This window comes from Streptomyces sp. NPDC042201, assembly GCF_055582185.1.
Map to the genome: position 1 here is coordinate 171,310 of NZ_JBVJDS010000001.1, position 16,431 is coordinate 187,740.

Here is a 16,431-nt window from a genome sequence, read left to right on the forward strand (position 1 = left end):
TGAGCCTCCTCGGTTCCTTCCGGCCGGGCGGACCGGACTCCAGTGACCTGCCCCCTCCCGGCCACCGGACGACTGTGCGGCCGGCTACCGGAGCCCGGCAGTCCGCCCGGTCCCGATGCTATGCCGCCCCTGCGGAAGAGTCTGCCCGCTCGGCGCGGCGCAGCAGCAGCGCGGCCAGCACTCCGCCCACCAGTACGGCCACCGCGCCGACCAGCTGACTCGTCTCCAGACCCGAGGCGAACGCGTCGGAGATCCGCAGCCGCTCCGCCTCCCCCTCGGCCGCCGCGAGCGCGGCGGGCAGCGAGGCGGCTCCGACGGCCGCGGGGACGAGCGCGGCGAAGCGGGAGTTCAGTACGGCGCCGAGGACGGCGACCCCGAGGCCGTTGCCGCATTCGGCGAGCGTGCCGTTGATGCCCGCGCCCACGCCCGCCTTCTCCGGCGGGATCGCGCTCATGATGGCGTTGGCCATGGCCGGCATGGAGAGGGCGACTCCCGCGCCCATCACGATCAGACCGAGCAGCATCCCGCCGTAGCCGTCGGCGCCGAGCACCGCGATGGCGGCGAGCCCGACGGCCACCAGAGCCATTCCGCCGGCGATGGTGCCCGGGGTGCCGAGCTTCGGGAGCAGCCGCGCCCCGACACCCGTCAGGTTGAGGACGATGACGGTGACCGCGAGCGGAGCCGTACGCAGACCGGCGTCCAACGGGCCGTAGCCGAGGACGAACTGAAGATGCTGGGTCAGCAGGAAGAGCGAGCCGCTCATGCCGAAGGCGACCAGGATGGCGCCCGCGACCGCCCCGATGAAACGTTGGTTGCGGAAGAAGTGCATATCCAGCATCGGGTACGGGATGCGCAGCTCCCAGGCCACGAAGAGGCCGAGGACGGCCAGCCCGACGGAGACGGAGAGCAGGACCTGACCCGAGGTCCAGCCGTGGTCGGGGCCGGAGATGATCGCGTACACGACAGCGGTCATGCCGATGGTGGAGAGCACCGCGCCGAGCAGGTCGGGGCGGTCGCCCTCCTTGCTCTTCGACTCCGGTACGAGCGCCAGGACCGCGACCAGCCCGATCACCGCGACCGGGATATTGATCAGGAAGATCGCCCCCACCAGAAGTGGTCGAGCATGACTCCGCCGACCAGTGGACCGGCCGCGAAGCCGAGGGAGCTGACGGTCGACCAGATGCCGATCGCCTTGACGCGCTCGGAGTCGTCGAACGTCTGCACGACGACGGCCAGGGTGGTGGTCATCAGCAGCGCGCCGCCGATCCCCATTCCGGCGCGTGCGGCGATCAACTGACCGCTGGACTGAGCGAGGCCGGCGGCGAGTGAGCCGATGCCGAACAGCGCGAGGCCCGCGGTCAGCAGCTTCTTGCGGCCGTAGCGGTCGGCGGCGTTGCCCGCGGTGAGCAGCAGGCCCGACTAAACCAGGGAGTAGGCGTTGATCATCCACTGGATGTCGGCGGTGGACGCGTGCAGTTCCCGGGTGAGGGAGGGGATCGCGACGCTGAGGACGGTGTTGTCGAGCAGCACGGTGAGCTGGGCGAGGCAGATGACACCGAGGATCAGCCAGCGCTGCGGGTGACGTGCGGGGGCGGTGTGGTTCTCGGCGGCCGTGGCTGTCATCGGGGACTCCTTATACGGTGTACGGGACTCGCTGCCGTACACCGTACAAGGGAGTCTTGTACGCCGTATATTTAATTGCTCCGGGTCAGGTCGAAGTCAGGTCGTAGAGGGTCGCGCCGTCCACGGTGACCTGCTTGAAGGTGGCCTCCACCCAGGCGGTGATGCCGGAGTTGCCACCGCCGGGGCCACCGCCGCCGTTGCCGCCTTCACCCCCGCCGCCGCCTCCGCCGCCGCTCGCGCCGCCGCCGCTCGCGAGGAAGTAGTGGATCTTGCCGTCGGCGACGTACTGCTTGAACTGCGCGAGGGTCGGGGACGGGTCGCTGCCGTTGAAGCCGCCGATCGCCATGACCGGCTTCTCGGTGGCGAGCTGATAGCTGGCGGCGTTCTGAGAGCCGATGGCCGCGGCGACCCAGGTGTAGTCGGAGGCGTCCTTCTTCAGGGTGGCCTCGACCTGGGAGCTGACGTTCTGGCCGTTGAGGAGGCCGCCCATGCCGCCTCCTCCGCCGCCGCCACCGCCGGGGCGTTCGGGCAGGGTGCCGCCGCCGGGCAGCCCGCCGCCCGGAAGCCCGCCGTTCTGCCGGGGCGGCTGTCCCTGAGCCTGTCCCTGGCCTTGGCCCTGGCCCTGGCCCTGGCCCTGGCCCTGGCCCTGGCCCTGGCCCTGACCCGGGCCCCGGCCTGTTCCCTGCTGTCCGGGCGGCCGCATTCCTCCGTCGCCGCCACCACCGGGGCCGCCACCACCGAAGCCGCCGCCTCCCGGGCCGCCCCGCATCGAGGCCGGGCCCGCCGTGACGATCGACCCCGTGTGCGCGGTGCCGACCGTGGACAGCGTGTACGCGAGCGGCCCGGCCAGCGAGGCCGCCACCCCGAGACCTGCCGCCCCGAGCGCGAGCCGCCGCCCGAGCCGTCCCGCGCCGAGCAGCCCGGCAGCGGCCACCAGACCACCGATCAGTACCGCCCAGCGCAGCCACGGCAGATAGTCCGGGGTCCGGCCGAGCAGGACGTACGCCCAGACCGCCGTCACCGCGGCCGTCACCCCCAGCGCCACCGAGGCCGGCAGCCCGGCGCGCTCCTCCCACAGCACCGTGACACCCATCCCGACCAGGGCGGCGATATACGGCGAGAGCGCCACCGTGTAGTACTCGTGGAAGATCCCGGCCATGAAGCTGAAGACCCCGAGGGTCATCAGCAGCGAGCCGCCCCACACCAGGAACGCCGAGCGCGCCGTGTCCGTACGCGCGCTCCGCCGGGTCACGAGCAGTCCGGCGATCAGCAGGAGCAGAGCGGCGGGCAGCAGCCAGGAGATCTGGCCGCCGACGCTCTCGTTGAACATCCGGCCTAGACCGTTCTCGCCCCAGCGGCCGCCGCCCCGGCCGCCACCACCGCCTCCGCCGACGCTGCCGGTCTCCTCGCCGTTGATCCGGCCGAGGCCGTTGTAGCCGAAGGTCAGCTCCAGGAAGGAGTTGTTCTGGGAGCCGCCGATGTACGGCCGCGAGGACGCGGGCCACAGCTCCACGATCGCGACCCACCAGCCGCCGGAGGCCACCACGGCCAGCCCGGCCAGGCCGAGCTGGCCCAGCCTGCGCCGTACGGACGTGGGCGCGCACACCGCGTACACCAGGGCCAGCGGCGGCAGGATCAGGAACGCCTGCAGCGTCTTCGTCAGGAAGGCGAAGCCGACCGCGACACCCGCCCAGAGCAGCCACTTCGTCCGCGCGCCCTCCAGCGCGCGCAGCACGCAGTAGACAGTGACGGTCATCAGCAGCGCGAGCAGCGCGTCCGGGTTGTTGAAGCGGAACATCAGCGCGGCGACGGGCGTCAGAGCCAGCACCACGCCCGCGATCAGCCCGGCGGTGGCGCTGAAGCGGCGGCGTACGGCGGCGTACAGCACCGCCACCGTCCCGACGCCCATCAACGCCTCGGGCGCCAGGATCTGCCAGGAACCGAGCCCGAAGAGCCGTACGGACAGGGCCATCGGCCAGAGCGCGGCGGGAGGCTTGTCGACGGTGATGGAGTTCGCGGCGTCGGAGGAGCCGAAGAAGAAGGCCTTCCAGCTCTCGCTGCCGGCCTGGACGGCGGCGGAATAGAAGGAGTTGGCGTAGCCGGAGGCGCTCAGGTTCCAGAGCTGGAGCAGGGCGGCGGCCAGGAGGAGGGCGAGGAAGGCCGGGCGTACCCAGCGCGCGTCCTCGGCCCTGCCCCGCCAGAAACGGGCGGAGGGTGCGGCGCGGCGGCGGTGATCGCCGTCCACCGCCCGCGGAGGTCCGTCGGGGTGAAGGGTCGTGGTCATCGAGCGTTCCTCGGGTCGAGAGCGTCGGGGCCGTGAGTTGCGGGGTCGAGCGGGGCGGGGCCGTGAGTTACGACGTCGAGCGGGGCAGGGTCGAGCGGGGCAGGGTCGTCCGTGCGCCGGTCCGGGAAGACCCACGCGCGCAGCAGCAGGAAGCGCAGCACGGTCGCCGCGAGGTTGGCGGAGATCAGCACGGCGAGTTCCGTGGAGTGGGAGGGGGCGCCGGAGGCGGCGTCCAGCGCGGCCAGCGAACCGCTGGTCAGGGCGAGTCCGATGGCGAACACGACCAGGCCCTGGGCCTGATGGCGTACGGCGCGCTCCCGGCCGCGTACCCCGAAGGTGAGTCTCCGGTTGGCGGCGGTGTTGGCGACCGCGGACACCAGCAGGGCGGCCGCGTTGGCGAGTTGTGGACCCACCATGGCGCGGAAGAGGGAGTAGAGCAGAAGATAGAAGAGCGTGGACAGGGCGCCCACGACACAGAAGCCGACCAGTTGCCGGGCAAGTCCGCCCGGCACCCCACCGATCCGGCGGTCCCTCGGGTCATCCCCGAAAGGCCTCGCAAGCCGGTCCAGAGGCAGTGCGCCCACCGCCAGTGCCCGCCCCACCCGCCAGACGCCCTTCAGATCCTCGACCGCCGTGCTGACGATATGCACCCGGCTGTCGGGGTCGTCAACCCAGTCCACCGGCACCTCGTGGATCCGCAGTCCGGCGCGTTCGGCGAGCACCAGCATCTCGGTGTCGAAGAACCACCCGGTGTCTTCGACCATCGGCAGCAGCCGCTCGGCGACCTCACGCCGTATGGCTTTGAAACCACACTGCGCATCGCTGAAGCGTGCGGAGAGAGAGGACTTGAGGATGAGGTTGTACGCCCGCGAGATGAACTCGCGCTTGGGACCACGCACGACGCGCGACGAGCGGGCCAGCCGTGACCCGATCGCCAGATCCGAATGCCCCGAGATCAGCGGCGCGACCAGCGGCAGCAGTGCGTTGAGGTCGGTGGACAGGTCCACGTCCATATAGGCGAGGACAGGCGCGTCCGAATGCGTCCACACGGTCCGGAGCGCCCGGCCGCGGCCCTTCTGCTCCAGGCGGTACGCCCGTACCTCGGGTATCTCCGCATCCAGCCGGGCCGCCACCTCGGGGGTGCGGTCGGTGCTCGCGTTGTCGGCGACGGTGATGCGGAAGCTGTACGGGAAGGTGCGGGCGAGATGACTGTGCAGGCGCCGCACACACGGTTCGAGGTCCTGCTCCTCGTTGTAGACGGGGATCGTCACATCGAGCACGGGGGCGTCGGTCACCTCGACCGGGAGATGCTCCCGGGCCGGGAGGGCGCCCCATGGGGTGTCGGTTCGCATGAATCGACACTCGCCAGGGGCGCTGTCACGGCCGTGTGGTGAGGCTGTGCCCTGTCTGTGAGTCGCGGCCTTGTGCGCCATTGCCCTGTGGGCCATGGCTCTGCGAGGTGTGGCTCTGTGAGTCGCGACCCGACGCCGGCGGGTGCGGGCGCGCGGGCGCGACCGGGAGACGTACGGCGAAGACGGTCCTGCCGGGCACGCTCCGTACGCCCACGGTCCCGCCGTGCGCGGTGACGACCGCCTGGACGATCGCGAGGCCGAGCCCGGTGGATCCGGCCGCGCGCGAGCGTGACGCGTCACCGCGCGCGAAGCGTTCGAAGACATGCGGGAGCAGCCCGGGCGGAATCCCGGGACCGTCGTCCTGCACCTCCAGGAGTACGGAGGGCCTGCCGCCCGGGGGCCCGCCACCGGGGGATTCGGCGTGGCTTCCGCGGACGCGCGCGGTGACGGTCGTGCCGGGCGGGGTGTGCGTACGGGCGTTGCCGAGCAGATTGACGAGCACCTGGTGGAGGCGGGACGGGTCACCGAGCACGGCGGCGGCGGGTTCGTCCGGCTCCGGCAGTTCAAGACGCCAGTGGTGACCCTGCCCGGCCGCACGGGCATCGCTCACCGCGTCCACGACAAGCGGCGAGAGATCAGTGCTCTCGTACGAGAGCGGACGCCCGGCGTCGAGTCTCGCCAGTAACAGCAGATCCTCCACCAGACCGGTCATCCGTTCCGCCTCGGACTCGATCCGCCCGAGCGCGTGCCGGGTGTCAGGACCGGTCTCCTCGGGGCCGCGCCGGGTGAGCTCGGCGTACCCCCGGATCGAGGCCAGCGGCGTCCGCAGTTCATGGCCGGCGTCGGCGACGAACCGCCGTACCCGCATCTCGCTCTCCTGCCGGGCGGCGAGGGCGGAACCGACATGCCCCAGCATGCGGTTGAGCGCGGCGCCGACCTGCCCGACCTCGGTGCGGGGGTCCGCCTCCGCCGCCGGTACCCGTACGAGAGGGGCCACCTCACCGCTGTGCAGCGGCAGTTCGGAGACCCGGGTGGCGGTCGTGGCGACACGCCTGAGCGGCCGCAGCGCGACCCCGACGACCGCGCCGCCCGCGAGGCCGGCGGCGATCAGCCCGGCAATGGTGACGCAGACCTCCACCACCACCAGGGTGTTGAGGGTGTTCTGCACCTCGGTGAGCGGTACGCCGACAAGGAAGTCCCCGTTGCCGCCGCTGACGTACTTGACGCGGTAGTCGCCGTGGCCCGGCAGGGCGACGGTGTGCGGGGCGCCGTCACGCGGGACCGTCGCGAGTGCGGCGGTCTGCGCCTCGCCGAGCGGCTCTCCCACGATCGGCGTCTCGGAGTCGTCGGCCTCCGGCAAGGCGCTGACCAGGGCCCTACCGATGTCGCCGCGGTCCCCCACCACCGCTCCGACGGTCCCCACGGGCGCCCCGCCGCCCGTGACGATCTTCAGCGGGTCCTTGCCCCCGGGCAGGCCGCCGGGCGGCCCGCCGCTGACTCTGCCGTCGAGGTCGCCGTCGCGGCCGGCCGGCGGCCCCGCGGCCCGTCCCGCTATGGCCTGTACCTGCGTGTCCAGCTGGTCGTAGAGATACGAGCGGAACGCGATCGTCGTGACCGCCCCGATCACCGCGGCGACCACCGCGATCAGCGCGACCGCCGACACCACGAGCCGCGTCCGCAGCGACCAGCGCCGTCGCGCCGCCCCGCTCATCGTGGTGCGTCGCCCGGCTCACCGGGCTTGATCAGATATCCCGCCCCGCGCCGGGTGTGGATCATCGGCGGACGTCCCGCGTCGATCTTCCGCCGCAGATAGGAGATATACAGCTCGACGACATTGGCCTGGCCGCCGAAGTCGTACGACCACACCCGGTCGAGGATCTGCGCCTTGCTCAGCACCCGGCGTGGATTGCGCATCAGATAGCGCAGCAGCTCGAACTCGGTCGCCGTCAGATGGATGGACTGCCCGGCGCGGGTGACGTCATGGCTGTCCTCGTCGAGCGTCAGATCCCCTACGACCAGCATCGATTCACTGCGCGCGGCCGCGGCGCCGGACCGCCGGATCAGCCCGCGCAGCCGCGCCACGACCTCCTCCAGGCTGAACGGCTTGGTGACGTAGTCGTCGCCGCCCGCGGTCAGTCCGGCGATCCGGTCCTCCACCGCGTCCTTCGCGGTGAGGAAGAGCACGGGCACCTGCGGCAGTTCGCGCCGCAGCCGGCCGAGCACCGCCAGCCCGTCCATGTCGGGCAGCATCACATCCAGCACCACCGCGTCGGGCCGGAAGTCCCGCGCCGAACGCATCGCGCCGGAGCCGTCACCGGCACTGCGCACCTCCCAGCCCTCGTACCGCAGGGCCATGGACAGCAGCTCGGTGAGCGAAGTCTCGTCGTCGACGACGAGCACACGGACGGGGCTCCCGTCCGGCCTGAGCATTTCGGTACGCCCCCGGGGCGAGGTGATGGTCATGGTGGCCACCCTGGGGACGGCCTCTTAGAGCGCTCTTGCCGCTTCCTGTGAATCCGCTGAGAAACCCCTAGGAGCTGACCCCGCCGCTGGGACGGCTGGGACCACCGGGGCTGCTGAAGCCACTGGGACCGCTGGGCTCATCGAGCTCATCGAGCTTCTCAAGGCCGAAAAGCCGGGCCCCGTTCCCGTAACAGACCGCCCGCAGCCAGTCGTCACCCAGCCCGAGCCGCTCCAGTGCCTCCAGCTGATGGACGTACGGATACGGGATGTTGGGAAAGTCCGTCCCGAGCAGGATCCGGTCCCCGAGGTCCGCCAGCCGCCCCCTCGCCTCCACCGGGAACGGCGCGAAGCCCTCGCTGAAGTCCGTGAACGCCATGGTCGTGTCGAGCCTGACCTCCCCGTACCGCTCCGCGAGACCGAGGAAGTCCCGGTACTCCGGCATGCCGAGATGCGCGACGACCAGCCGCAGCCGGGGATGCCGGGCCAGCAGCCGTCCGACCGGCTCGGGCCCGGTGTGCTTGCCGGGCGCGGGCCCCGATCCGCAGTGCATCACCACCGGAACGCCGGCCTCGGCGAGCAGGCCCCACACCCGGTCGAGCCGCTCGTCGTTCGGGTCGTACGCCCCCACCTGAAGATGCGACTTGAAGATCCGCGCGCCGCTTTCGACGGCCTCCCGCACGTAGGTCTCGACGCCCTCTTCCGGGAAGAGCGTGGCCGTCCGCAGACAGTCCGGCGTGCGCGCGGCGAACCCGGCGGCCCAGCCGTTCAGCCAGTCGGCCATGCCCGGTTTGTGGGGGTAGAGCATCGAGGTGTACGCCCGCACGCCGAACGCGCGCAGCAGGGCGACGCGTTCGTCCTCCTCGTGCCGGTAGGAGATGGGCCACTCTCGTCCTATGAGCGGCCCGGCGGCATCGAAATAGGCCCACACCTTCTTGAGGACGCGTTCCGGCATGAAGTGCGTGTGTACGTCGACGAGTCCGGGCAGCCCGATCCGCTCCCGGAACCGCCGTACGGCCTCGATGTCGTGATCGTTCATGTGCCCCACCCTCCGACCGATACCGATGCCGTGTCCACCGATCGCGTGTCCACCGATGGCGGCGGGTTCAGAAGAGCCCGTCCTGCACTACCCCGTTGTGCACATCCTTCACCGGCACGGTGACCGCGGCCCCGGTCTCCGCCGCCGCCAGCTCCCACCCGCTCATGAGCCGGGTGTCGAGGACGACGAGCCCGCCGTCGGCCGTGGCGAGATGCAGATCGGGCCCGGCGGCCGCGACCAGCCGCCCCGCGACGCACCCGCCGTCGACCAGCTCGCCCACCACGCCCGTGACGGGAGCCACCCCGTCCAGACCGAACGCCCCCACATGGTCGGCCGCCGCGAACTCCAGCCGCTCCAGCGACTGCGGCCACCCGTTCAGCGCGACCGCCCGCGCGTGCATCCGCTCGATCTCGGCCGCCCGTTCCACCGGGCCCGGCAGGGCGGACCGTACGGCCCGCTTCCGCCCGTACGGAATACGGTCCGGCACCCCGAGCGCCGTCCGCAGCAGCTCCTCGGTCCGCCGCGCGGCCATCAACGGCCCACGCCCGAGCCAGCTGAACGTCACGGCCCCCTGCTCCAGCAGTCGCGCGGGCCCGCGCTCCTCCGCGGTGATCCCCACCTTCACCATCCCGGACCCGAACCACGCGAGGTAGACGCGATACGTCCGCGGATCATCGGCGACGGTGTCGGCGGCCACAGAATGCGCCCGGTCCAGCCGCGCACACTCGGGGCACTGCCCTCCGGTACTCCGCCCGGCGACCAGCGCCCCGACGGGACACACATTCCCCCGCGCCCCGGCACAGCTCCGCGCCCCGACGGCACGAAACCCCAGGTCACGCCCGTAGGCCAAGGCACTCTCCCGCCGGCCCCCGCCCTTCCGCCACACCAGCACGGGCACCCCGTCCGCCCACCTGAGCCCCTCGCACTGCCAGCCCATCCGCTCCGCCGTTCCCCAGGTCCGTCCCGCATTGCCCCCTGGCACGATGGCACCCGCGCCCGACAGAGGCGAACCAGAACACGATCCCCACCCCACAAACCGCCCCCGGCTTCCGCCCGCACCCGCGGACAAAAGCCGGGGGCCATGTCCGGCGTGGCCGAGGTTCTTGAACCCCGTCGTCTTCCCGTCGTCGGTCGACCACACGCGCGCGCCCTCGCCGTCCTTGTCGACCAGGTAGTCCCAGTTGCCCATCGCATCGTCGCCCTCGCCGGACGAGCCGTTGGAGAACTGCACGGAGGCTTCCGAGTTGTGCACCGGGTCGTTGAACCTGCGCTGGAACTGGCGCCGCTCGTCAGAGCGTCGGCCCCGTGCGGAGTCCCCGCACGTCCCGCACGAGCGAGTGCAGAGCGCTGAGGAAGATCACAGCTCCCGCCCCGATCCAGAGAGCCGAGGCCCCAGAGCGGTACTCCCAAACGGCGAGGTCAAGCAGCAACATGCTGACGAGGACGCCGAAAGCCGAGATCAGAGCGCTGATGCGGTTACTCACACGGCCATCATGGACGACAACCTCGGCCGGCGGGAGTGATCCAAACGAATCGGCCTAGCACTCGGCAGGCTGACGAACTCGACCAGCCCACATGGGCGACGCGCTGCGGGGTGAGGCAACGGGCGGGACGATGGCGAGGGCTCGGGCGGGGGGCCGGTGGCCATCTGATGCCCGCTGCGGGGCGGTTGCCGTCAAGCACTGCCGTCAAGAGAAAAACCAGAGGCCCTGTCGATTACTCGACAGGGCCTCTGGCCTGCTGTGCACTCGGCAGGATTCGAACCTGCAACCTTCTGATCCGTAGTCAGATGCTCTATCCGTTAAGCTACGAGTGCTTGGCGTTCCGGGCTTTTTTGTCCCGGTCGGCGTTGCGAGAACAACATTACATGACCTGCGGCGCCAGGTGAAATCCATTCCTCGCACCACGCCTGAGCTGCGAAGACGCCCCCAGAAGCGATGCGGATCCGGCCCGGAATCGGTGCCGGAACGGCCGAAGCCCCAGCCGTTGGGCCGGGGCTTCGGTGATCAACACGCGGAGGCGGAGGGATTTGAACCCTCGATGGGCTTTAAGACCCAAACCGCATTAGCAGTGCGGCGCCATAGACCGGACTAGGCGACGCCTCCAGCACATCCGCGCGGGCGCGAACGGTGCGTGCAGATGATGACACAGCTGAGTGCGCTGTCACCAATCGCTTCTCACGGTACTAGGCAGGTGGGGCGCAGAGCAAAGCATCTTCGGTGCGCAACGCCGGGGCTTGACGCGCGTTAGAGATGCCGGGGCGCCGCCCCGGATCCGTAACCCGTCAGGAGCTTCCATGCTGCGCCGCCTCGTCTTCACCGTCGCCGCCTCCCTCGCCGCGTCCGCCGCCACGCTGGGTGCCGTCGCGCCCGCGGCCGTCGGCGACACGTCCGCCGCGGCCGTCCCGTTCAGCCGGCTCGCGCCGCTGCCGCTGCCCCTGCTGGGGGAGGCGCCGGGCGATGAGTTCACCGTCGCCGTCGCGGACACCGGGATCAGGAACGCCGACGGGACGTACCAACTGAAGTGCGGGCCGGCCGGCGGGACGCATCCGGAGGCGCGGGCCGCGTGCGACCGGCTGGCGGAGCTGGTCGGCGGCGGCCAGGACCCGTTCGCACCGGTGCCCAGGGGCGAGATGTGCACCATGCAGTACGGCGGAGGCGCCACCGCGCAGATCACCGGCACCTGGCGGGGCCGGAGCGTCGACGCCGCCTTCAACCGGAAGAACGGCTGCGAGATCGCCCGCTGGCGGACACTGGAGCCGGTACTGCCCAGCGCCAGGTAGTGGTGAGCCCGGGTATCGACCGGGCCCCGGGTGGGTCGCAGACCGGGCCCCGGGCGCGTCGCGGGCCGGTCATCGGCGGGTCGCAGGCCGACCACGGGCCGGGCACAAGTCGGCTATAAAGGGGCATGGCGGGCCGGTGGCGCGCCCCCGGCGGGGACCATTCGCACACAACCTCGGTGAGGGCTCCACCTCATCCGCCGTCGCGTCCGTCGCCTCAGCCTTTAGACTCCCTTCAGTGACAGGCCGAGACCCGAAGGGCAAGATGGGGGAGGCCGTCCGCAAGGTGCAGTAGGTCAGGGAGGAAGCGTCGATCGTGAGCAGCAGGCCATCCCGAGGCGCTGCTCGCCTCGCGGCGATACTCGACGCACTCCCCGACGGCTTGGTGCTCGTCAACGCCAACGGCACGGTCGTCAACGCCAACACCATCGCGCTGGAAATGTTCGAGACCCCCGGCACCGCGCTGGTCGGTCGTGGGCTGCTCGATCTGCTGCCCGAGTTCGACTCCAAGCTGATCCCCGGTTCGATGCGCCGCCCGGAGGCCGCCGACGAGCGCGGCAGGACCAAGCCGACGCGGATGGTCGCGCGGCGCACGGACGGCGGTGAGTTCCCGGCCGAGGTGACCAGCGCGAGCCTGGAGGACGGCCGGGACGCGTACAACGACTCGCACAGCTACACCGGCGACGAGCTGCTGATGCTCGTCGTGCGGGATCTGTCCGGGACGATGGACACCGAGGCCGAGCTCGCCCGCTCGCAGCGGCAGACCGAGATGATCCTGCGGGCCGCGTCGGAGGGCGTCGTCGGTACGGACACCGACGGCCGGGTCGTCCTCGTCAACCCCGCCGCCGCGCAGATCCTGGGCTTCCGCGCCAGCGACCTGGGCGGCCATGAGCTGCACCCGCTGATCCTGCACTCGCGCGCGGACGGCGAGCCGTTCCCGTACGAGGACTCCCCGCTGGCGGACACGCTCAGGTCCGGCCGAAAGCACCGGGTGCGCGGGCAGGTGCTGTGGGCGAAGAACGGCAAGCAGGTGCCGGTCGATCTGACGACCGCGCCGGTACGGGACGGCGACCAGCTCGTCGGCGCCGTGATGACCTTCACCGACCGGCGGCCGTACGACGAACTCACCGAGCAGCACACCACCGAGCTGACGCAGGCCAAGGAACGGCACGCCGCCGAGCTGGCCGAGCGGACAGAGCGGCACACGGCGGAGCTGACGGAGACGACGGACCGGCTCACGGCAGAGCTGACGGAAACGACGGACCGCCTCACCACCGCGCTGGCCGAAGCGACAGAACGGCACGCGGCGGAGCTCGCGGACCGCAGTGACCGGTACGCGGCCGAGATCGAGGAGCTGACGGAGCGGTACGGGGACACGGCCGCGCGCCACTCCCAGCTGACCGCCGTGCTCGGCGAATCGCTGCGCGGACCGCTGGAGGAGCTGCGCGGCGAACTGACCACGCTCGCCGCCGATCCCGCCGGCCAGTTGTGGCCCGAGGCGAACCAGATCCTGCACCACCTGGCCGCCGGGTACGCGCGGATGACGACGCTCGTGGACAACGTCCTCGGCTACCAGCGGCTCGACGTCGGCGCCGAACAGCTGATCAAGGCGAATGTGCTGCTCGACGGGGTCGTGGCGGCGGGGGTCGAGGGCGCGATCGAGCTGATCGGACCCGGCAGGGCCCAGTTCGCGGTGCACGCGCCGCCGATCGAGGCCGAGGTGGACGGGGCGCGGCTGGCGACGGCGCTCGCGCATCTGGTCGCCGATGTGGCCGGGGTCGACTCGACGGGCCGGACCCGGCTGGTGCCGGGCGGCGGCTACGTCGACTCGACGATCGTGGTGGCCGCGGCGCAGCGCGGCGATGTCGTACGGATCGAGGTGCGCGGCCCGTTCGCCGGCGGCGATCCGGTGCACGAGCCGATCGTCCGCGGGATCGTCCGGGCTCATGGCGGTGTGCTGCAGACGCATGAGGTGCCGGGCATGAGCGGCAGCGCGTATGTGCTGGAGCTGCCGCTGGGCGAGGGCGCGGGGACGGTCAAGGCTCCCGCCGAGCCGTCGGCGCCCGCCCAGCCGGTACTGCCCGCGCAGCAGCAAGGTCCTGGGACCTCGGGCGGTGGCAGGCGGCGCGCGCGGCGGGCGTCCACGGACGCGTTCCTGGAAGGCCCGGGGGAGGACCCCGGGGAGCCGACGGGACGGCGCAGGGCACGTGCGGCCGGACCCGAGAACGAGGAGACCGGGACCGGCGCGGCGGCCGGTGCAGGGCCCGCGACCGGGACCGATACCGGCGCCGGGGCTGCCGGACAGGGTGGTCGTACGGACGGTCAGCAGGCTCTGATTCCGGCGCAGGACTCCGGCGGGGGCGGTGGCACCGGCCGTCGGCGCGGGCGGCCGAGCCTGGTGGAAGATGCCACGGCGGCGGGGACGCATCCCGGGTCCGCCGTCGCGCTGCCGTCCGCCGCGCCCTCCGAAGGGTCGATCGTGACGGCCGCCGAAGGGGCTCATCCGAACGGGCGCGCGGCGCTCGGCGCGGCCGTACCGCCGCAGGGTGTGCCCGTGGAGGCCGCGGGGACAGGGCGCCGGGCGCGGCACAGCGAGCAGCGGGCGCTTCCGGCGCTCCCCGCCGGGCCGACCGCGCCTTCCGCTCCGACCAGCCACGCTCCGGGCCGGGCGGCACACCAGGCGCCCGGCCAGGTGGCACGTCAGGCACCAGGTCAGACAGCACGCCAGGCACCGGCACCGAGTACGGCTCCCGGGCCCGCGGCGCCGGCGCAGATGCAGCCTCCGGCGCCGATGCCGCCCGCGCAGTCACTTCCCGCGGGCGCCGCTTCGGCGGCGTCGGCGCAGCCCGCCGGGCGCCGGGCCCGCCGGGCGCTCGCCCCCGCGCAGGAACGGCACACCGCACCGGCCCAGGCGGAGGGAGTCCGTAGCCCGTTCGCCCTCCCGCCCGCCGCTGCCGACCGCACCCCGCCCTCGGCCCCGCACGCACCCGCGCCGGTCCCCGCCCGCATGCCCACCGGGCCCGCCAGGCCGACCGCGCCCGACGCTTCGCTGCCGGCCCGCCATGACGCCGTACGTACGGAACCTGACGCCGACCACACCCCGCCGCAGGCACACCCCCTGCCGGCGGGGCGCCGCGCGCGCAGGGACACGGCGGCGCCGCTCGAGTGGCCCGGGAACGGCACTCCCGGCCCCGCCGCACCGGCCGGTAACGCCGGAGACGATGTGGACGCGCGGCCCGTCACGCACGGCACCGGCGCCATGTCCGCCGACCCGAACGGCTGGGCGACTCCTGGCCAGGGCATGCCCGGCCAGAGCGCGGGACCGGCTTCCAACGGACCGGGGATGCCAACCACTTCGGGCTTCGGCGTGATGACGGGCCCGCCCGGCTGGCCCGACGACCCCGACGCGGGCGGCGGCACCAGCCATGGCGGACGCGGTGAACGCGGCGCGGGCACCACCCACTCCCCCCCCGAAACCGACGGCACCATGGGCGGCGGCGCCACGACGGGCGACGGCGGCGGTGTGCCGGCCGCATCGCCCGCGCCGACGGAGTCCGCCGCACCGCTTCCGCGGCGCGGCGCCCATCAACCGCTCCCGCCCGCGCAGCCCCTGCCACAAGAGTCGCCGGTCTCGCCCGACTCCACTCAAGGGCGGGCCTTCAGCGTGCGCACGCTCGGCCAGGGCGTGCCCTTCGCCCAGCACCTCACCCAGCAGCAGAACCAGCCACCGAACCAGCCGCAGTCCCTCGGCTCGGGCCGGCGCCGCAAGCTGGGCACGCCGCCCGACGGCGACGACCACCCCGAGTCGGACGCCAGGCCGCACCCGCAGGCCCAAGGTCACGCCCAAGGTCACCCCCAGGGCCAGTCCCAGTCCGGCTCCTCCCAGGGCGGCTCGCGACTGCCCTCCGCCCACTCCGAGGGACGGTCGTACGCGATAGGGGCGCCCGACGAGGGCGCCGAGGGCCCCCAGCCACTGGACGGCCCCGGCGGTGCGGTCGAGGTCGCGAACCGCCCCCAGCCCCGGCCCGTCGACGACGAACTCCCCCCGGAGCCGCTCGACAACCCGCGCCGGCTGCTGGTCTGGCCCGCGCCGGACGTCTCCACCCAGCAGGCGCTGAGCGACCGCGGTTACCGTCCGGTGGTCGTGCACTCCCGCGAGGAGGTCGACGCCCAGATCGCCGCGTTCCCCGCGGCGCTCTTCGTCGACCCGCTGACCGGACCGATCACCCGTACCGCACTCCAGTCGCTGCGCCAGGCCGCGGTCGCCGCCGAGGTTCCCGTCATGGTGACGGCGGGTCTGGGCCAGGCGACGCGGGAGGCGGCGTACGGCGCCGACCCGGCCGTACTGTTCAAGGCCCTGGCACCGCGCGACAGCGAGCAGCACCCGTCGCGCGTGCTGCTGATCGAGGAGCACGAGGAGATCGCGCTCGCCCTGACGGAGGCACTGGAGCGGCGCGGGATGCAGGTCGCACGGGCGGCCACCGACAACGAAGCGGTCACCCTCGCCACCCAGATGCGGCCCAACCTGGTCGTCATGGACCTGATGCAGGTACGTCGCAGGCGCGCGGGGATCATCGACTGGCTGCGGGCGAACGGCCAGTTGAACCGGACCCCGCTGGTCATCTACACCTCGACCGGTATCAACCAGGCGGACCTGCCGCGGCTCGCTTCCGGCGAGACCGTGCTGTTCCTCGCGGAGCGCTCCACCAGCGCCGAGGTGCAGGACCGGATCGTGGATCTGCTCGCGAAGATCGGAACGAACTAGGTCCTCTCCTGTCCGGTCCGGTCCGGTCGGGCAGGACCTGGAACGGGCACTGGAACGGGTGCTGGGGCGGCGATGGTTTCACGTGAAACCGTCGCCGCCCCAGCCACGTACCGCTCACCCCGTCCGGCG

Annotated in this window: 8 protein-coding genes, 2 tRNA genes and 1 pseudogene; 2 read left to right on the forward strand and 9 right to left on the reverse strand. The window is 72.4% G+C overall.

The features are described 5' to 3' along the window. Window positions 1–118 precede the first annotated feature (118 nt). The 9 genes and pseudogenes from ACZ6MZ_RS00725 to ACZ6MZ_RS00765 all read right to left on the reverse strand — a co-directional run bounded on the left by ACZ6MZ_RS00725 (window position 119) and on the right by ACZ6MZ_RS00765 (window position 10,863). Window positions 119–1,623 (reverse strand): annotated as a pseudogene (locus ACZ6MZ_RS00725) (MFS transporter). 85 nt (window positions 1,624–1,708) lie between these two features. Continuing rightward, on the reverse strand, window positions 1,709–3,907 hold the full coding sequence (locus tag ACZ6MZ_RS00730) for an ArnT family glycosyltransferase (RefSeq protein WP_469348961.1): 2,199 nt from the start codon (window positions 3,905–3,907) through the stop codon (window positions 1,709–1,711). Next, on the reverse strand, window positions 3,904–5,259 hold the full coding sequence (locus ACZ6MZ_RS00735; protein WP_469348962.1) for a bifunctional glycosyltransferase family 2/GtrA family protein: 1,356 nt from the start codon (window positions 5,257–5,259) through the stop codon (window positions 3,904–3,906). Before ACZ6MZ_RS00735 ends, ACZ6MZ_RS00730 begins: the two co-directional genes overlap by 4 nt. Window positions 5,260–5,284: 25 nt before the next feature. After that, window positions 5,285–6,970, reverse strand: coding sequence for a sensor histidine kinase (locus tag ACZ6MZ_RS00740; RefSeq protein WP_469348963.1), 1,686 nt, complete (start codon window positions 6,968–6,970; stop codon window positions 5,285–5,287). Beyond that, window positions 6,967–7,722 (reverse strand): response regulator transcription factor, encoded by a 756-nt coding sequence (locus ACZ6MZ_RS00745; protein ID WP_389940777.1) that lies wholly within the window; start codon window positions 7,720–7,722, stop codon window positions 6,967–6,969. Before ACZ6MZ_RS00745 ends, ACZ6MZ_RS00740 begins: the two co-directional genes overlap by 4 nt. Before the next feature lie 67 nt (window positions 7,723–7,789). Beyond that, on the reverse strand, window positions 7,790–8,758 hold the full coding sequence (locus ACZ6MZ_RS00750) for an amidohydrolase family protein (protein WP_469348965.1): 969 nt from the start codon (window positions 8,756–8,758) through the stop codon (window positions 7,790–7,792). A gap of 67 nt (window positions 8,759–8,825) precedes the next feature. Next, window positions 8,826–9,695 carry a DUF2797 domain-containing protein gene (locus ACZ6MZ_RS00755; RefSeq protein ID WP_469349617.1) on the reverse strand — a complete coding sequence of 290 codons (870 nt, stop codon included), beginning with the start codon at window positions 9,693–9,695 and terminating at the stop codon, window positions 8,826–8,828. A gap of 806 nt (window positions 9,696–10,501) precedes the next feature. Then, window positions 10,502–10,574, reverse strand: a tRNA-Arg gene (locus ACZ6MZ_RS00760). A gap of 198 nt (window positions 10,575–10,772) precedes the next feature. Further along, a tRNA-Ser gene (locus tag ACZ6MZ_RS00765) sits at window positions 10,773–10,863 on the reverse strand. A 191-nt stretch (window positions 10,864–11,054) separates the two neighbouring features. Here ACZ6MZ_RS00765 and ACZ6MZ_RS00770 point away from each other — a divergent pair. Both ACZ6MZ_RS00770 and ACZ6MZ_RS00775 read left to right on the forward strand, forming a co-directional pair. After that, window positions 11,055–11,540 (forward strand): SSI family serine proteinase inhibitor, encoded by a 486-nt coding sequence (locus ACZ6MZ_RS00770; protein ID WP_469348966.1) that lies wholly within the window; start codon window positions 11,055–11,057, stop codon window positions 11,538–11,540. Window positions 11,541–11,853: 313 nt separating this feature from the next. Next, window positions 11,854–16,302: a PAS domain-containing protein gene (locus ACZ6MZ_RS00775; protein WP_469348968.1), complete on the forward strand. Its 4,449-nt coding sequence runs from the start codon at window positions 11,854–11,856 to the stop codon at window positions 16,300–16,302. Window positions 16,303–16,431 lie beyond the last annotated feature (129 nt).